The organism is Pseudomonas putida group bacterium ESBL64 (genome assembly GCF_045277175.1).
GTDB classification, from domain to species: domain Bacteria; phylum Pseudomonadota; class Gammaproteobacteria; order Pseudomonadales; family Pseudomonadaceae; genus Aquipseudomonas; species Aquipseudomonas alloputida.
The window spans coordinates 3095269-3112482 of the sequence record NZ_CP145799.1 but is presented as its reverse complement, the minus strand read 5'-3'; the positions used below and the strand labels follow the sequence as shown (position 1 = coordinate 3112482).

Here is a 17214-nt window from a genome sequence, read left to right as displayed (position 1 = left end):
CTGCAATCGACTTGATGGAGGTGCCATGATGCTGGCCGACCTTTCGCCTGAGGCCTATCACGAGGCCACGCAACACCTGGCGGCACTTGACCCGGACTGGTCGCGGCATATCGCAGCGATCGGGCCCTGCCTGCACCAGGCTACGCCGGGACGTGAGCCTTACGAGGCATTGGTGCGGGCGATTGCCTACCAGCAACTGCACGCCCGCGCCGCCGAGGCGATCCTGGGGCGTTTGCTGGCGCTGTTCCCGGCAGATGATTTTCCGCAGCCAGAGCAGTTGTTGGCGGTAACCCCGGAAACCCTGCGTGCCTGCGGCTTTTCGGCGAGCAAGCTGGTGACGGTCCAGGGCATTGCTCAAGCCACCCTGGAGGGCTTGGTACCGACGCGGGAGCAGGCGTTAACCATGGCTGACGAGGCGTTGATCGAACGCCTGGTGGCGTTGCGTGGGGTAGGGCGGTGGACGGTGGAGATGCTGCTGATCTATAGCCTGGGGCGTTCTGACATTCTGCCGGTGGACGATTTTGGCGTGCGCGAGGGGTATCGGCGGCTCAAAGGGCTGGAGACGGCGCCGACACCGGCGCAAATGCGTTCGCTGGGCGGCGCTTGGCGGCCGTTTCGTACCGTGGCGGCCTGGTACCTGTGGCGGGCCTGAGGTTTTTGCATCGCCCGTACAGGCAACAACATATCCGGGAAACAAAGATGAACCTCTACACCACCCCTGATCAACGCTGGCAAGCCGTAGAGAGCCGCGACGCTGCCGCCACGGGCCACTTTGTCTACGCCGTACGTACCACTGGCGTCTACTGCCACCCCGGCTGCAAATCACGCCAGGCCAAGCGCATGAACGTCGAGTTCTACGACACTGCCGCGGCTGCCGAGGCTGCCGGCTACCGTGCTTGCAAACGCTGTATCAGCAAGGCCAGCGCCACCCGCCACAGCCAGCTGGTTACCCACGCCTGCCGCTTGATCGAAACCAGCGACCCCGCGCCAAGCCTCGACCAACTCAGTGCACAGCTGGCCGTCAGCCCCTTCCACCTGCATCGGCTGTTCAAGGCCGAAACTGGGGTCACCCCCAAGGCCTACGCCACAGCCTTCCGGGCCCGGCGCCTGCGTGCGCATCTGGAAGACGGCCAGCACTCTGTCACCGATGCTATTTACAACGCCGGCTACAACTCCAACAGCCGCTTCTACGAAAGCGCCGACCAGCGCCTGGGCATGCGCCCCCGGCAATACCGCGCCGGCGGTGCCGGGGCAAGCATTCACTTCGCCCTTGGGCAGTGCTCGCTGGGTGCAATATTGGTCGCCCAGAGCGACAAGGGTATCTGCGCGATTCTGCTGGGCGACGACCCCGAGGGCTTGTTGCACGAGCTGCAGGATCAGTTCCCCAAGGCCCACCTGATTGGCGGCGACAGCGCCTACGAACAGAGGGTGGCCGAAGTGATCGGTTTCGTCGAAGCGCCCGCCTTGGGCCTGGCCCTGCCGCTGGATGTACAAGGCACCGCGTTTCAGGAGCGGGTGTGGCAGGCGCTGCGTGAGGTGCCGGCCGGCAGCCGGGTCAGCTACACCGACATCGCCGAGCGCATTGGCGCCCCCAAGGCCGTGCGGGCGGTAGCCATGGCCTGCGCGGCCAACCGTATTGCCGTGGCCATCCCTTGCCACCGCGTAGTGCGCCGGGATGGCGACATCAGCGGTTACCGCTGGGGCGTGGAGCGCAAACAGCAATTGCTGAAGCGAGAAACGGCACTCTCCTGACGGCCCGAAGCCGCGTAGAATCCCCCGCCAAATCGAATTGCAAAGAGGAATATTCGATGAGGCGTGTCAGCCTTGCCCGTTATTGCCCAGGTCTGATTGCCCTGCTGGCCCTGATGCTGTTGCTTGTCAGCCCGGCCTGGTCGGCCCCGGCCACGCCATTGTCCAACTTGGCGGCTGCCGAAGCGCCCGCACTGGACGAAAACGCCAGCCTCGAACAGCTGAGTGATCGCTTGGACCTGATCCGCCAAGGCGTCACCAGCGAGGCCAACGACGACGTGCTGTCGCAACTGCGACTGGGCGCGATGCAGGTTCAGCGTCAAGCTGATGCACTGAGTACACAGCGCACTGCCGATGTGGGAAAACTCGACGACCAGCTGAAGGTCATCGGCCCGGCCCAGCCGGACGAGGCTGCTACCCTGACACAGCAGCGCAAAGCGCTGGAGGCCGAGAAAAAGGCGCTGGTAGCCCAGCAGGATCAGGCCACCAAGCTGACCCAGTCGGCCCGTGACCTGTCCACGCAAATCGTCAACCTGCGCCGCAGCCAGTTCAACTCGCAAATCACCAGCCGTGCAGCCTCGCCGCTGAGCCCAGCCTTCTGGCAGAGCATCATCCGCCCCACCCAGGACGACGTGGCGCGCCTGCGTGACCTGCGCAGCGAGGCGGCCGATGCCATCAGCAGCGCCTTCAGCGCCGAAAACCGCTGGCTGTTCGTTGCCAGCCTGGTGGCGGCGATTCTGGTGTGGACGTTGGTGCGGCGCGTGCTTGAACGCTTGCTGGCCAGTGCCATGGTTCACTGGCTGCCGGAGGGCCGCCTGCGCCGCAGCGCCTTGGCTCTGGGCGTTAGCCTGGCAACCCTGGGCACCATCGCCGGCTCGGTGTCGTTGCTGCGCTGGGGGCTGGAAAGCAATGCACGCTTGGGTTCGGATATCGCCAGCCTGACCAATCACATTCTCACCCTGGTGGTGTTCAGTGCCTTCATCACAGGCCTGGGCCGCGCCATGCTGATGCTGCAGCGTCCGTCCTGGCGGTTGCCGGCGATCCACGACGAAGTCGCCAGTGCGCTGGGCTGGTTCCCGAAGGTGCTGGCATTGGCACTGATGGTCATGATGACCATGGAGCGCATGAACAGCGTGATCGGCGCCAGCCTGGCCCTGACGGTGGCCGTCAACGGGCTGACCGCGCTGGTGGTGGCGCTCACCTTTGCAGGCGCGCTGCTGTGTTACCGCCGCACCCTGCGCAAGCATGGCCTGGAGCGCCCGACGGGCCTGGCCGGGCTGATCCCGTTCGTGATGGTCATCTGGCTGACGTTGATCCTGCTGGCACTGCTCACCGGCTACCTGACACTCGCCTATTTCCTCACCGCCAAGCTGTTGTGGGTCAGCCTGGTGATCACCTGTGCCTACTTGCTGACCACCTTCTTCGGCGACCTGTGCGAAACCCTGCTGTCACCCCGCCAGCCCGGTGGCCTGGCACTGGCGTCGACCCTGGGCCTGGCGCCTCGCCACCAGGCCCAGGCCAGTACCATACTGGCCGGCATTGGCCGCACGGTCGTGCTGTTCCTGGCACTGTTGCTGGTGTTGATGCCGTCGGGCACCAGCCCTAGCGAATTGCTGTTGAGTCTGGGCGACTGGGATGGGACCGGCGGCAAGCTGCTCGGTAACCTGAACATCGTGCCGCAGGACATCCTGCTGGCCTTGGCGATCTTCCTCGGCGGCCTGTTCGCCATCCGTGTGGTCAAGCGCTGGCTGAGCGACCGCCTGCTGCCGGAAACCGAGATGGACGCCGGCATGCGGGCCTCGCTGGTAACCCTGGTGGGTTACCTGGGTTTCCTGTTCCTGGCCATGCTGGTGATGTCGACCTTGCGTATCAACCTCACCAGCCTGACCTGGGTGGTCAGTGCCCTGTCGGTCGGTATCGGTTTCGGTTTGCAGCAGATCGTGCAGAACTTCATTTCCGGCCTGATCCTGCTGACCGAGCGCCCGGTGAAGGTCGGCGACTGGGTCAGCCTGGCGGGTGTCGAGGGGGATATCCGCCGCATCAATGTCCGCGCCACCGAGATCCAGATGTCTGACCGTTCCACGGTGATCGTGCCCAACTCGCAGTTCATCTCGCAGAACGTGCGCAACGTGACCATGGGCAACGCGCTGGGCGTGGTCAGCATTACCCTGACACTGCCGCTGGAGACCGATGCCAACCGTGTGCGTGAGCTGCTGCTGGCGGCTTACCATGAGCATGAGGCGATTCTGGATGCGCCAGCTACCTCGGTGTCGTTCAAGGACCTGACGGCCAGCGGTATGGTGATCGGTGTGAGTGGCTATGTGGCTGGGCCGCGGCAGGTATCGGGCACCCGCAGCGACCTGCTGTTCACCATTCTTGGCCGGTTGCGTGATGAAGGCATTCCACTGTCTTCGCCGCAGAGCATGGTGCTGGTGCAGGAAGGTACGCGGCCGGCTGACGAGTCGGTGTAGGCATCGGGGGGCAAGGCCCCCCAACTCAATGCTGTTTGGCCTGCCTGATACGCAGCAGTATCACCAGCAGCACCAGCAGGACTGGCGGCGCCATGGCCATCAAGCCATCGCGCGCCGTCAGTCCCAACCCCAGTACATTCAGCCCGCCATACAAAAGCTTGAACAGATTCAGCAGGTAATAGGTGATGGCGATGATCGACAGCCCCTCCACCGCTCGCTGGATTTTCACCTGGGCATCTGCCCGGGCATTGAGGCTGCGCAAGATCTCGGCGTTCTGCTCCTCCATCTCAACTTGCACCCGCGCCTGCAGCAAGTCGCCCAGGTTGGCCACGTTCTTCGCCAACTGCTCCAGCCGTTGCTCGGTGGCTGCGCAGTAGCGCACGGTCGGCTTGAACCGGCGCTCGATGAATACCCCAAGGCGCTGGCAGTCACCCACATGGCTTTCCCGCAACTCCCCCAGGCGTTCGAACACCAGCTGTGCGTAGGCCTGGGTGGCGCCAAAGCGGTGACGGGTTTTTACCGTGCGGCTTACAACCTGACGTGACAGGTGGGCAATGGCTTCCAAGAGCCCCTTGGAATCATGGCCATCCACCCCGGCACTGCGCTCGGAGAGGCAGACCAGGGTCTTGTCGAAGGCATCCAGTTCCTGGCTCAGTTGCTTGGCCGTGCTCAGGGTCAGCGAAGCCATCATGCGGTACGTCTCGATTTCCAGCAGGCGGCGGATCATGCGGCCCTGGCGGTAGGCATTGAGGCGCCTGTTGATGAACAGGAAGCGGTTGGTGCCATCCTCGGTCAGGCGGAAGTCGCTCCACACCACCGCATCGCCACCACCCACGCACGAGCCGCACGGGTCTTTGAAACCGTAATCGGCCAGGTTCAGGTCCTGTTCGTGACGTACCAGCACCTGCACTGCATTGATCACCTGCGCCACCTGCGGCGCAATCGCCTCGGCCAGCACCGGCGGCAAGGTTTGCCATGTGGTATCGGCTGTGGTGCATGGCACAACCAGCGTCAACGTGAAGAACTCGGTGTGCCGCTCCCATTTGAACGGGTGGCCATCCATGTCAGTGATGCCTTGTGCGGCACCGGTGTCCGAAACATCAGGGCAGCAGCGTTGTAGCAATGCTGTACAGGCAGCATCGCCGCCGAGCAAGGCCAGGTGGAAGACATGCGCCGGGCCGTCGAAATAGAGTGACGGACGGGCGTGCAGTTCATTGTGCAAGGCGGTGCGTTGAGGGTGCATGGGTGGTCCGGCCTGGTGTTGTGATTATGGGGGTACCAGGAAGTGGGACTTTGCGGGCACTGGAGAAAGTCACGCGGGGGGAATGTTTGTATGGCCTGTACCGGCCTCTTCGCGGGTGAACTGCTCGTGGGCGCTCAACAGTTGAAAAGCCTTCGCGGTCGCCTGTAGGCGCGGGTTCACCCGCGAAAGGGCCGGCCCTGCTGGCCAATTTCCACCCGCCGCTCACCGTCGCAGCCGCCACCGTATTCGCGGGTAAACCCGCTCCTACACACAGCACAGGCCGTTGTAGGAGCGGGTTCACCCGCGAACACCGGCAAAGCCGGTGCCATCCACCGCGTTGGTTTCTTCGCGGGCATGCCCGCTCCCACAAGATGACCACAGGCCTGAGGTGTTGTGGATTACCTGTGCGGGCTTACCCGCGAGGAGGCCGGAAAACCACAGATTTCGCCTTGCCCCACGGTTTGATGATTAATCACCTCGATTTCAAAGCCTTTCCAGGCATTGCCGCCGTTGAAGCTGCAGGTTGCTGCCTGTCGACTGACACCGGTGAGAAGCTTCAAGGCGGCCCCTTGCGATATCAGCCCAGACAGCGGGTTACATGCTTGACCGACTGATAGGCTGACAACCCCCAAGGCCCCAGCTCACGCCCGATCCCGCTGCCCTTGGTGCCCCCCCAGGACGTTTCGACGAACACCGCCTGCACCGAGTTGATCCACACATGGCCAACCTCCAGCGCATCGGCCACGCGCTCGGCGCGTTCCAGGTCGGCGGAGCACACCGTGGCGACCAGCCCGAAGCGGCTGTCATTGGCTTCGGCAATGGCCTGTTCCTCGGTGGCAAAGCGCCGTGCGCAGAGCACCGGGCCAAAGATTTCCTCGGTCCACAGGCGGCTGTCTTTCGGCACATCGGTATACAGCGTCGGGCTGACGAACCAGCCTTCACGGTCCAGTGCATGGCCGCCAGCCAGGCACTGCAAACCTTCTTCCCGCGCCGTGGCAAAGTAGCTGGCCACCTTCAGCCATTGCGCCTGGCTGGTCAGCGGGCCCATGTCGACCTCTTCGGTCAAAGGATTACCCACCCGCAGGTTTTCCAGTGCCGCCTGCAAGCGCGGCAGCAGTGCATCGGCAATGCCGTCCTGCACCAGCAGCCGCGATGTGGCCGAACACATCTGGCCGGCGTTCCAGCTGATGCCGGCAACAATCCATTCCACCGCCTGGTCGACATCGCAATCATCGAACACCACGATGGCCGACTTGCCGCCCAGTTCCAGCGTCACCGGCCGGCACTGCGCCGACGCGCTGCGCATCACCTGGCTGCCGACGCTGTTGCTACCCGTGAAGGACAACTTGTCCAGGCCGTTGTGGTTGCTCAGTGCGGCGCCGGTCTCGGCCTTGCCGTTGACGATGTTCAGCACCCCGGCGGGCAGGCCCAGAGCGTCGGCGATCTGGCCGTAGGCCTGCTCGATCAGCGGGGTGACCTCTGAAGGCTTGAGCACCACGGTGCAACCGGCGGCCAAGGCCGGAGCAAGTTTCCAGGCGCTGGTCACCAACGGGAAGTTCCACGGCACGATCAGGCCGACCACGCCCACCGGTTCAAGGCGGGTGCGGGCGGTGAAACCCGGCGCAGCCAGCGGCACAGCGCGGTTTTTCGATGGCAGTTGCTCGGCCAGCTCGGCGTAATAGCCAAAGGTGGCGATGGCGTCATCCAGGTCAATTTCCGCTTCGTGACGCGGTTTGCCGTTATTGCGCATCTGCAGGGTGACAAGCGCTTCACGGCGCTGCCCGAGCTGTTCGGCAAAACCACGCAGGAAGGCGGCACGTTCACTGGCGCAGGTGCTTTTCCAGGCGGGCAGGGCGCTGCGGGCAGCGGCGACGGCCTGGTCGACCTGGCTCACGCTGGCGGCCATCAGCTCGGCGAACGGTTGCCCCAGCGCAGGGTCGTTGACACTGATGCAGTCGCTGCCTTGGCCTTCGACCCAATGGCCGGCGATATAGTGGGAAGTGGTCATGGTCGGTTTCCAGTCAGGCCATTTCGGCAGTGGTCACAGGCGTATGCGCGGTGCTTTTGCAACGCACCCATCGCGGGCCCAGGGGGCCATACACGCCAGCAGGTTCAGGGAACAGGTTGAGCAACAGCAGGTACAGCACGCCAGCCAGCCCCAGCGTGACCGGCAGGCTCAGGTCGATACCGCCCGCCAGGTCACCCAGTGGGCCGACGAACTGCCCCGGCAGGTTGACGAAGCACAGGCCAACCGCCGCGCTGGGGATCCACGCCCCCATGCCGCGCCAGTTCCAACCGTGCAGGAACCAGTAGTGGCCACCACGCTGGCCGCGGGTGAATACCTGCAGGTCGTCGGCGTGGTAGAAGCCGCGGCGGGTAATCAGGCCAAGGATCATGATCACCATCCACGGGCTGGTGCAGGTAATGATCAGCACGGCAAAGGTCGATACGCTCTGCACGAGGTTGAAGGTGAAGCGGCCAATGAAGATGAAGCCGATCGCCAGCACGCCGATCAGCAGGGTGGCGCCGGCTCGGCTGAGCAAGCGTGGGAACACGCTGGACATGTCCAGGCCGGTGCCATACAGCGCGGTGGTGCCGGTGGACATGCCGCCGATCACCGCAATCAGGCACACCGGCAGGAAGAACCAGCTTGGCGCTACCGCCAGCAGGCCGCCCACATAATTGTTGGCGGCGATGTAGTCCGGCGCCTGGGTGGCGACCAGGGTGGCCGTACACAGGCCGAACAGGAACGGAATCAGCGTCGCCCCCTGTGCCGCGATCACTGCCAGCATGATGCGTGCCTTGGGGGTTTCGCGTGGAATGTAGCGCGACCAGTCACCCAGGAAGGCGCCAAACGACACCGGGTTGCTCATGGCCAGGATCGCCGCGCCGACGAACGCAGCCCAGAAGCCTGCCTGGCCAAGGTTGACGCTGCCTGCGTAGCCGGCATCGAAGGGCTCGGCAAAGGCGACGATGCCCAGCAGGAACAGCAGGCTCGAGGCCCAAACGGCAATCTTGTTGACCCACAGCATGAAGCGGAAGCCAAAGATGCAGACCACCAGGACCAGCACCGCGAACACACCGTAGGCCAGCCCCAGGGTCAGGTCGGTCTCTGGCAGACCGGCCAGGCGCTTGGCACCACCGACCAATGCATCGCCCGAGCTCCACACCGAGAGGGAGAAAAACGCCACCGCCGTGAGCAGCGACAGGAACGAGCCGACGATACGCCCGTGTACGCCAAAGTGCGCGCCCGATGAAACGGCGTTGTTGGTGCCGTTAAGCGCGCCGAACAGCCCCATCGGTGCAAGGATCAGCGCGCCGATGCCAACGCCAAGCAGAATCGCCCACACACCCGCCTGGAATGACAACCCGAAAAGCACCGGGAAGCTGCCCAATACGGCGGTAGCGAAGGTATTGGCACCGCCGAAGATCAGGCGGAACAGGTCCAGCGGGGAGGCGTCGCGTTGATCGGCGGGGATCTGTTCGACGCCGTTGGTCTCGATACCGGTCGAGTGGCTCATGGTGGTGCTCCAGCGCGGTTGTTGTAGCCAGCGCAGTGCGCGGGCCTTTTTGTGGGTGCGATGGCAGGGCGGCAGCGCCGCGTAAAGGGTGATCAGGCCGGTGTTACGACCGACAGGTGCTCGTGGCAGGCCAGCCACTGGTCACCATGGCGGCGGAAGACAATGGTCTCGCGCTCGCTCAACGGGTGCTCTTCACCGCCGATGCGGATACGCGTGGCCACATCGTGCATGAAAACAGCCACGTCGCCTTGCAGGCTTACATGGGCGTTGCCCGATTCGCAGGCAAGCACGGTAAAGCCCTCGGCCTGCCACTGGGCCCACAGCTCTTCATAGGCGCGACGCGACAGCAGCGGATACGGCAAGGTGTGAAACAGAAAGGTGGCGTCTTCGCTGAAGCAGGCGAAATAGCGGGCGGTGTCGTTGCTGGCGAACGCCGCGACGAGGTCGGCGGCAGCTTGCCGCACTTGGAGTGTCTGGTCCACGGGAGTGGCCTCACGGTTTTTTGTGATTGTGGTGAAGCGATTCTGGTGGCGGTGGGCGAGGGGAAAAATCGCTGGCGGCAAATAATCAGTTCAGGAATTTGTGAAGTGATGGGGCACATGGCAGTACAGGCAAGCCGACTGACGGTCTCTCCCACCCTCCATCCTTGCCTACGCTGATACTCCCAACCCGCTGAAGCAAGGAGATCCACTGTGACCTTCCAATACAAGCGTCTGGACAAGAACAACGCAGCCGTACTGCTGGTCGACCACCAGACCGGCTTGCTCTCGCTGGTAAGGGACATCGACCCCGACCGCTTCAAGAACAACGTCTTGGCCCTGTCTGACCTGGCCAAATACTTCAAGCTGCCGACCATCCTCACCACCAGCTTCGAGACGGGGCCCAACGGCCCGCTGGTGCCGGAGCTGAAAGAGCAGTTCCCTGATGCCCCCTACATTGCACGCCCGGGCAACATCAACGCCTGGGACAACGAAGATTTCGTCAAAGCGGTAAAAGCCACCGGCAAGAAACAGCTGCTGATTGCTGGCGTGGTCACTGAAGTATGCGTGGCTTTCCCGGCCCTGTCGGCGTTGGAGGAGGGCTTCGAGGTATTCGTCGTCACCGACGCCTCTGGCACGTTCAACGAACTGACCCGTGATTCGGCCTGGCGACGCATGGAGGCTGCCGGGGCGCAGCTGATGACCTGGTTCGGCGTGGCCTGCGAACTGCACCGTGACTGGCGCAACGACATCGAAGGGCTGGGTACCCTGTTCTCCAACCATATCCCGGACTACCGCAACCTGATGACCAGTTACAACAAGCTGGCCAAATAGTGCCTCCCGGGGGCTGCACGACAGCCCCCACATCAATCTGCAAGCGAAGCGGCAAACTGGCATTAATCGACCATACTCACTCTTCATTCGCCTTCAGGAGCGTGTCATGTCGAAGCCGTCCAGGAAGCCCCCCAAAAAACAGCCAGAAAAGCTGGGCGGCAAGGCCTACGAAAAAGCGCTCAAGAACCTGCATGTAGAGTTGGTGAAGCTACAGGAGTGGGTGGTCGCCAAGGGCCTGAAGGTATGCATTGTCTTCGAAGGCCGCGATGGCGCCGGCAAGGGCGGCACCATCAAGGCCATTACCGAGCGTGTCAGCCCGCGGGTGTTTCGTGTAGTGGCGCTGCCCGCACCGACCGAGCGGGAAAAGACCCAGATGTACGTGCAGCGTTACCTGGGCCATCTGCCTGCGGCGGGTGAAGTGGTGATCTTCGATCGCAGCTGGTACAACCGTGCGGGCGTTGAGCGGGTAATGGGCTTTTGCTCTGGCGAGCAAGTGGACAAGTTTCTGACCGGAGTACCCGGGTTCGAAAGGGTCATGGTCGATTCAGGGATCATCCTCATCAAGTACTGGCTTGAAGTCAGCGCCGATGAGCAGACCCGGCGCCTGCAGGATCGCATCAACGACGGCCGCAAGCTGTGGAAGTTGTCGCCGATGGACCTCAAGTCGTATAGCCGCTGGGATGAATACACCCAAGCGCGTGACGAAATGTTCCAGGCGTCGGATACCGCTTGGGCGCCGTGGTTCATGGCCAACTCCAACGACAAACGTCGCGCCCGGCTGAATATCATCAGCCATCTGCTCAGCCGTATTCCCTACAAGGATATAACCCGCGACCAGCACGTGAAGCTGCCCAAACGCGGCAAGATCGGCAAGTACAAGGCGGTCGCCTACCCGTTCAAGTTCGTCGAAGAACGTTTCTGAACCCCTCCCTGCAGGGAGCTGCGAAGGTACGAGCTCATGCCACATGACGGCAGCCTGTTGCAGGCGACGGTGGTATTCCTTTTGGCTGTGGTGCTTCTGGTACCGCTGGCGCAGCGTCTGAAAATGGGCGCAGTACCGGGATACCTCTTGGCGGGTATCTTGATTGGTCCGTCGGTGTTTGGCCTGCTCGGCAACCCGGACAACGTGGCGCGGCTGTCGGAAATGGGCGTGGTCATGCTGTTGTTCGTGATTGGCCTGGAGTTGTCCCCAAGGCGCCTGTGGACCATGCGCCGGGCGCTATTTGGCGTCGGCAGTTTGCAAGTGGGGCTGACCGCCGTGCTGCTTGGGCTACTGGCATTCTGGCTGTTCGACCAATCGAAACCCGCCGCCATCGTGCTGGGGCTGGGCCTGGCGCTGTCGTCCACCGCTTTTGGCTTGCAGGTACTGGCCGAGCGCAAGGACCTGGGCAAACCTCATGGCCGCCTGGCCGTGGCCATCCTGCTGTTCCAGGACATTGCCGCCATTCCCTTGATTGCCGTGGTGCCGCTGCTCGGTGGCGATGTCAGCACTGCTGACGAAGGTGCCTGGCCTTTGTTGGCTGTAGCTGTCGGCATTGGAGTGCTGATTGTTTTTGGCCGTTATCTGCTGACCCCGATATTCAAGTGGACGGTGGGTTCGGGCCTGCCTGAGCTGTCGACCGCCACGGCCTTGCTGGTCGTGCTGGGCACCGCTTGGTTGATGGAGCATGTGGGTGTGTCGATGGCGCTGGGGGCGTTTCTGGCCGGTGTGCTGATGGCCGAGTCGCCGTTCCGCCATGAACTGGAAACCCAGATCGAGCCGATCAAAGGCCTGCTGCTTGGATTGTTCTTCGTTGGCGTAGGTATGAGTGCCGACCTGCGCCTGCTGTTCGGCATGCCGCTGATGGTGCTGGGCCTCACCGTGCTGCTGGTGGTGATCAAGCTGCCCTTGCTGTATGGCCTGGGGCATACGGTCGGTGGGCTCAACCAGGCCCAGGCGTTATGCTTGGGCGTGGTGCTGGCTTCGGGCGGCGAGTTTGCCTTCGTGGTGTTCAAGCTGGCGCTGGAGCACCAGGTACTCACCCAGCAGGTACACGACCTGCTGGTGCTGGCCATCACCTTGTCGATGGCGGTGGTGCCCTTGGTCATGATGGCCCTGGCGCGGCAGCTGCGCGATGACAGCCCTGTACAGGCATCCCCTGAAACGGGCCAGTGAATTGCGCCTTGCTGGCGCATTGGGTATCGGGAGGTGAATCATGCAGTCGAGTTTCAAGCTGGACAGCGCCCTTTCGCGGGGCTTGCTCGATGTGCTCATCAAGGCCGGTCTGGTAGCAGCCTTGGTGATCTTCGCTTTCCAGGTGTTTCAGCCGTTCCTGGAGTTGATGATGTGGGCGGTGATCCTGGCGGTTACGTTGTACCCGTTGCATTGCCGTATCCAGCGCCGCACCGGGCTCAAGCAAGGCTATGTGGCGACGCTGGTGGTGCTACTGGTTCTGGTGCTGCTGCTGGTACCTATCTACCTGGTGATGATGTCCATTGGCGAATCGGTGGACAGCCTGGTGACGCTACTCAAGAGCGGCGCCTGGAGCGTGCCGGTCCCGCCTGATTCCGTGGCGACCTGGCCACTGATCGGGCCGAAGGTGCATGCGCTGTGGTTGGCGGCCTCCGAAAACATGGCCAGTGTGCTGAATCAGTGGATGCCCCAGATCAAGGGGGCCGGGCTAACGGTGCTGGGCGCTGCGGCCAGCGCCGGTGGGGCTTTCCTTCTGTTCATCGGTGCAATCATCATTTCCGGGGTCATCATGGCCTTCGGTGAACGCGGTGAAATCGCTGCCCAGCGCATCGCCATGCGGGTTTCAGGCGCAGAGCGCGGGAAACCCCTGGCCACGCTGTGTACGGCTACCATTCGCGCGGTGGCACAAGGGGTGATTGGCATTGCCTTCATCCAGATGCTGCTGATCGGTGTTGGTTTTATCGTCAAAGGGGTTCCCGGTGCCGGGATGCTGGCCATCGTCATCCTCATGCTGGGCATTGCACAGGCCCCGGCGACGCTGGTGACCTTGCCGGTGATCATTTATGTGTTCAACGCCGAAGGCTTCACGGTGGCGACCATCATTTTTGCCGTCTACACCTTTGTCGCCGGCCTTGCCGACAACGTGCTCAAGCCGCTGCTGCTGGGGCGCGGGGTCGATGTACCAATGCCGGTGGTACTGATCGGCGCATTGGGCGGGATGGTGGTCAAAGGCATCATCGGCTTGTTCATCGGCCCGGTAATCCTTGGCGTGGCCTACGTGTTGTTCTGGCAATGGGTTGCGCTGCAGGTGCCGGAGCAACCGGCGCCACCTGCCGCCTGAACCATGCCCAACCGCTGCTGTGGCCTGGGGCTGCTGATGGTGCTGGCCGGTTGCACCCAAGTCGGCCCGGATTATGAAAAGCCCCAAACGCCGTGGTTGGGCAGCTGGAGCACGCCAATGCTGGAGCAGGCCGGGCGCAGCGCGGCGGCGCCCGACCTGCGCCAGTGGTGGGCAGTGTTTGCCGACCCAACGCTGGACGCGCTGATAGCCGAGGCCGACGCCAACAACACCAACCTGCGCGTGGCTGGCCTGCGTATCGCTGAAGCCCGTGCCCAGTTGGCCATCGTGCAGACCGGGCGTTATCCGCAGCTGCAGCAACTGAGTGCGCAAAGCCTGTACCTGAAGCAGGATCAGTCTGGTACGCCTTCGGCCCGTGATTCGGTGTTCTGGCAATCCAGCGTGGGCTTCGACATCGGCTGGGAAATCGATTTCTGGGGCCGCTTCAGTCGCGCCATCGAAAGTGCCGACGCCGTCTACTTTGCCTCCCAGGCCAATTACGCCGACGCCATGGTGCTGCTGCGTGCGCAGGTGGCCGACACTTACTTTGCTCTGCGTACCGCCGAAGCTCGGCTGGCTATCGCCCAAGAGAACGCCAAGCGCCAGGCGCGTAGCCTGGAGATCACCGAGCGGCTGTTCCGCCACGGCGAAAATGACGAACTCGACTGGCAGCAGGCGCGCACTCAATACCTGGCGACCCAGGCCACCATCCCCGAGTTCGAGAACCAGCTCAACGCCCTGCGCAACGTGCTGTGTTCGCTGCTCGGCCGCCCGCCTGGGCCGCTGCCGCAGCTGGCGGCCGGCCATGGCCAACTGCCCTTGCCAGATCGGGCAGTGTTGCAGGATGTACCGGCCAGCCTGCTGCAGCGCCGCCCGGACATCCGTGCCGCCGAGCAGGCAGTGGCGGCGCAGTCGGCGCTGGTCGGGGTGGCCGAGGCCGATCTTTATCCACAGCTGAGCTTGCTTGGCAGTATCGGCTGGACCTTTCTATCGGCCAATCATCTGCCCAACACCTTCGACCTGGCGGCTGGCCCAAGCCTGATCTGGAACCCGTTCGACTATGGCCGGCGCAAGAACACCGTACGCGTGGAAGATGCCCACTTGCAGCAACTGATCGAGTTGTACCAGCAGGGCGTGCGCGAAGCCGCCCGTGAGGCCGACGATGCTGCCAGCGGGCTGGTGCGCTCGCTGCAGAGTGCAACCATTCGCGACCAGGCCTCTCAGGCTGCGCAGCGCTCGCTGAATCTGGCCAGCTCGCAATACCGCGAAGGCTTCGCTGATTTTCAACGGGTGCTCGATGCTCAGCAACTGCTGTTGCAGCAACAGGACGGTTACCTGGTCAGCCGTGGCAACGCGGTCAGCAGCCTGGTGACGTTGTACAAGGCCCTGGGTGGTGGTTGGGACGCCAGCCGCGCGCCGATCGACCCGGCGACCCGCCAGCAAATGCAGCAACGCACCGACTGGGGCGAGTTGCTCGACGAGCCAGCCCCCACCGCGCATGCACAAGGTGAAACCGAATGAGCGACGCCACGCCCACGCCGCCCCCGTCAGCCCCGGATCGCGGCATGCGCTGGGTGCTGCTGCTGATTGCCGTCAGCCTGCTCTGGTACTTGCTGGCTGACCGCTATACGCCGTACACCCAGCAAGCTCGCCTGCAGGCTTACGTGGTCCCGGTGGCCGCCGAAGTGGCCGGGCAGATCAAGCGTGTGGCCGTAGGCAACAACCAGGAGGTGCGCCAGGGCGATGTGCTGTTCGAACTCGATCAGGAGCAGTACCGCATTGCCTTGGCCCGTGCCGAAGCCGACCTCGATACCGTGCGCCGGCAGATCGGCGCCAGTACCGCCGGCATCGATTCGGCGCAGGCAGCGCTGGTGGCCGCCCAGGCCAACGAACGTAAGGCGCGGCAGGACGCCGAGCGCCTCAAACGGCTGATTGACGAGGACCCCGGTACGGTGTCGGTGCGCCGCCTGGAAGGCGCCCAGGCCACCCGCGACCAGGCCATCAGCCAAGTGGCGGCAGCCCGCGCAGAGGTAGAGCGCGCCCGTGAGCAGCAGGGCGGGGCACAGGAAGACAACGCCCAGCTGCGCAGTGCTGCGGCCAATGTGGAAAAGGCCCGCCTGGACCTTGCCCGTACCGTCGTGCGTGCCGACGCGAACGGGTTGATCACCGACCTGCGCACAGACGTTGGCCACTATGTCGGGGCAGGCAGCCCGATGATGACCCTGATCAGTATCCATGATGTGTGGATAAGTGCCGACATGACCGAGAACAACCTCGGTCGCTTGCGCCCTGAAACCCCGGTGCTGGTGGTGCTCGATGCGCTGCCGGGCACCGTGTTGAAAGGGCGTATACGCAGCATTGGCTATGGCGTGAGCGTGGGCCAGAGCACGCCGCCGGGTACGCTGCCGACCGTGCAGAATAGCCGCGAGTGGCTGCGTTCGGCGCAGCGCTTTCCGGTGATTGTCCAGCTGGAGCGCGACCAGCTTCAGGACAAGACTGTGCTGCGGGTCGGTGGTCAGGCCGAGGTCATGGCCCTGCCTAGCGAAGGCAACCCACTGAACCTGCTGGGCCGGCTGTTCATGTGGCTGATGAGCTGGCTGTCGTATGCCTATTGAATTGCGCCGCTTGCGGGCGCTGCGCCTGGCCTGGGGTGTGGCGCTGTGCCTGGCGGTGAGCTTTGGTATCGGCTTGCCGGTGCCGATCCTGGCGCCGGTGTTTGCGGTGCTGTTACTGGCCATGCGCAGTCAGCCATTGCCGCTGCGTGCGGCACCGGCCCTGGCGTTACTGGTGCTGCTCGCTTGCGGCAGCGGGTTGCTGCTGATTCCGCTGTTGCGCCATGCTCCGTTGGCCGGGGTGTTACTGGTCGGGGTGGGTGTTTTCCTGACCTTGCGCTATGCACTGAAGGGCGGCAACGGCCTGCTGGCCAACCTGCTGGTGGTCGGCCTGACCATGATCGCCGCTGCCGGCACCAGTGACTTCACCCTGGCATTGTCGGTGGTCGAAGCGCTGGCCAAAGGCATGCTGCTGGCAGTGCTGGGCACGTCAGTGGCGCACAGGTTGTTCCCCGAACCTGCCAATGCGCCAGCACCGCCGGTGCCGCCGCTGCTGGGCAGCGAGCATGTCAGCTGGGTGGCGCTGCGTGCCACGTTGATCGTGATGCCGGCCTTTCTGCTGGCATTGATCGCTCCTGACCAGTACATGCCGTTGATCATGAAGGCCGTGAGCGTGGGGCAACAAGCAGGCGAAACCCGCGCGCGGCACGCCAGCCGGGAGCTGATCGGTTCAACCTTGCTTGCCGGGGTGTTGGCGATAGCGCTGTGGGTAGCGCTGAGCCTGTTCGTTCACCTGTGGATGTTCTTTTTGTGGGTACTGCTGTTCGCCCTCTGGCAGGCTCGGCGCCTGTACCAGGCGGTGCCGAGCCGGCAGAGCCCGGCGTACTGGGTCAGTTGCCTGACGACCATGTTGATCTTGCTGGGGCAGTCGGTGCAGGACAGTGCAGGTGGGCAGGATGTGTACAAGGCATTTGCAGTGCGTATGGCGCTGTTTCTGGCGGTGTCGGTGTATGCCAGCGCCATGTTGATCTGGATTGACCGGCTTCGGAGTCGGCGCGGGCTTCTTCGCAGTTAA

General features: G+C 63.5%; 15 protein-coding genes. 10 read left to right on the top strand and 5 right to left on the bottom strand.

Translation table 11 applies throughout. From position 1 onward, the window contains the following. Window positions 1-25: 25 nt before the first annotated feature. The 3 genes from V6093_RS14145 to V6093_RS14135 are packed head-to-tail and all read left to right on the top strand — an operon-like array spanning window position 26 to window position 4220. On the top strand, window positions 26-652 hold the full coding sequence (locus tag V6093_RS14145) for a DNA-3-methyladenine glycosylase (protein WP_003247431.1): 627 nt from the start codon (window positions 26-28) through the stop codon (window positions 650-652). 47 nt (window positions 653-699) lie between these two features. After that, window positions 700-1752, top strand: a complete 1053-nt coding sequence (ada, locus tag V6093_RS14140; protein WP_406669533.1) for a bifunctional DNA-binding transcriptional regulator/O6-methylguanine-DNA methyltransferase Ada — start codon at window positions 700-702, stop codon at window positions 1750-1752. Between the two features lie 56 nt (window positions 1753-1808). Continuing rightward, window positions 1809-4220 carry a DUF3772 domain-containing protein gene (locus V6093_RS14135; protein ID WP_003247429.1) on the top strand — a complete coding sequence of 804 codons (2412 nt, stop codon included), beginning with the start codon at window positions 1809-1811 and terminating at the stop codon, window positions 4218-4220. A gap of 25 nt (window positions 4221-4245) precedes the next feature. Here V6093_RS14135 and V6093_RS14130 read toward each other — a convergent pair whose 3' ends face one another. From V6093_RS14130 to V6093_RS14110, 5 genes are all read right to left on the bottom strand, one after another. Then, on the bottom strand, window positions 4246-5463 hold the full coding sequence (locus V6093_RS14130; protein WP_047605085.1) for a DUF3422 domain-containing protein: 1218 nt from the start codon (window positions 5461-5463) through the stop codon (window positions 4246-4248). A gap of 398 nt (window positions 5464-5861) precedes the next feature. Further along, complete coding sequence (locus V6093_RS14125; RefSeq protein WP_274083778.1) at window positions 5862-6023, bottom strand: hypothetical protein; 162 nt, start codon at window positions 6021-6023, stop codon at window positions 5862-5864. Window positions 6024-6040: 17 nt separating this feature from the next. Further along, window positions 6041-7471 carry an aldehyde dehydrogenase family protein gene (locus V6093_RS14120; RefSeq protein ID WP_014862066.1) on the bottom strand — a complete coding sequence of 477 codons (1431 nt, stop codon included), beginning with the start codon at window positions 7469-7471 and terminating at the stop codon, window positions 6041-6043. A gap of 13 nt (window positions 7472-7484) precedes the next feature. Further along, window positions 7485-8984 (bottom strand): cytosine permease, encoded by a 1500-nt coding sequence (locus tag V6093_RS14115; RefSeq protein ID WP_108078925.1) that lies wholly within the window; start codon window positions 8982-8984, stop codon window positions 7485-7487. A 92-nt stretch (window positions 8985-9076) separates the two neighbouring features. After that, window positions 9077-9466: a nuclear transport factor 2 family protein gene (locus V6093_RS14110; RefSeq protein ID WP_004575697.1), complete on the bottom strand. Its 390-nt coding sequence runs from the start codon at window positions 9464-9466 to the stop codon at window positions 9077-9079. Window positions 9467-9676: 210 nt separating this feature from the next. Here V6093_RS14110 and ycaC point away from each other — a divergent pair, with 210 nt between their 5' ends. The 7 genes from ycaC (at window position 9677) to V6093_RS14075 (ending at window position 17214) form a co-directional block, all read left to right on the top strand. Beyond that, the gene (ycaC, locus tag V6093_RS14105; protein ID WP_003247424.1) at window positions 9677-10297 is read left to right on the top strand and encodes an isochorismate family cysteine hydrolase YcaC; all 621 of its coding nucleotides are present in this window, start codon (window positions 9677-9679) and stop codon (window positions 10295-10297) included. A 106-nt stretch (window positions 10298-10403) separates the two neighbouring features. Beyond that, window positions 10404-11219: a polyphosphate kinase 2 gene (ppk2, locus tag V6093_RS14100; RefSeq protein ID WP_003247423.1), complete on the top strand. Its 816-nt coding sequence runs from the start codon at window positions 10404-10406 to the stop codon at window positions 11217-11219. 36 nt (window positions 11220-11255) lie between these two features. Next, complete coding sequence (locus V6093_RS14095; protein WP_047605084.1) at window positions 11256-12452, top strand: monovalent cation:proton antiporter-2 (CPA2) family protein; 1197 nt, start codon at window positions 11256-11258, stop codon at window positions 12450-12452. A gap of 40 nt (window positions 12453-12492) precedes the next feature. Then, window positions 12493-13590: an AI-2E family transporter gene (locus V6093_RS14090; protein WP_003247421.1), complete on the top strand. Its 1098-nt coding sequence runs from the start codon at window positions 12493-12495 to the stop codon at window positions 13588-13590. A 3-nt stretch (window positions 13591-13593) separates the two neighbouring features. After that, the gene (locus tag V6093_RS14085; protein ID WP_265979518.1) at window positions 13594-15108 is read left to right on the top strand and encodes an efflux transporter outer membrane subunit; all 1515 of its coding nucleotides are present in this window, start codon (window positions 13594-13596) and stop codon (window positions 15106-15108) included. After that, window positions 15105-16202, top strand: coding sequence for an HlyD family secretion protein (locus V6093_RS14080; protein WP_003247419.1), 1098 nt, complete (start codon window positions 15105-15107; stop codon window positions 16200-16202). The genes V6093_RS14085 and V6093_RS14080 overlap by 4 nt, the downstream gene beginning before the upstream one ends. Continuing rightward, window positions 16192-17214, top strand: a complete 1023-nt coding sequence (locus V6093_RS14075; RefSeq protein WP_265979516.1) for a DUF2955 domain-containing protein — start codon at window positions 16192-16194, stop codon at window positions 17212-17214. Before V6093_RS14080 ends, V6093_RS14075 begins: the two co-directional genes overlap by 11 nt.

Coding starts and splice junctions, on each gene's coding strand:
- V6093_RS14145 (WP_003247431.1), top strand. CDS start 26: ATGATGCTGGCCGACCTTTCGCCTGAGGCCTATCACGAGGCCACGCAA.
- ada (WP_406669533.1), top strand. CDS start 700: ATGAACCTCTACACCACCCCTGATCAACGCTGGCAAGCCGTAGAGAGC.
- V6093_RS14135 (WP_003247429.1), top strand. CDS start 1,809: ATGAGGCGTGTCAGCCTTGCCCGTTATTGCCCAGGTCTGATTGCCCTG.
- V6093_RS14130 (WP_047605085.1), bottom strand. CDS start 5,463: ATGCACCCTCAACGCACCGCCTTGCACAATGAACTGCACGCCCGTCCG.
- V6093_RS14120 (WP_014862066.1), bottom strand. CDS start 7,471: ATGACCACTTCCCACTATATCGCCGGCCATTGGGTCGAAGGCCAAGGC.
- V6093_RS14115 (WP_108078925.1), bottom strand. CDS start 8,984: ATGAGCCACTCGACCGGTATCGAGACCAACGGCGTCGAACAGATCCCC.
- ppk2 (WP_003247423.1), top strand. CDS start 10,404: ATGTCGAAGCCGTCCAGGAAGCCCCCCAAAAAACAGCCAGAAAAGCTG.
- V6093_RS14095 (WP_047605084.1), top strand. CDS start 11,256: ATGCCACATGACGGCAGCCTGTTGCAGGCGACGGTGGTATTCCTTTTG.
- V6093_RS14090 (WP_003247421.1), top strand. CDS start 12,493: ATGCAGTCGAGTTTCAAGCTGGACAGCGCCCTTTCGCGGGGCTTGCTC.
- V6093_RS14085 (WP_265979518.1), top strand. CDS start 13,594: ATGCCCAACCGCTGCTGTGGCCTGGGGCTGCTGATGGTGCTGGCCGGT.
- V6093_RS14080 (WP_003247419.1), top strand. CDS start 15,105: ATGAGCGACGCCACGCCCACGCCGCCCCCGTCAGCCCCGGATCGCGGC.
- V6093_RS14075 (WP_265979516.1), top strand. CDS start 16,192: ATGCCTATTGAATTGCGCCGCTTGCGGGCGCTGCGCCTGGCCTGGGGT.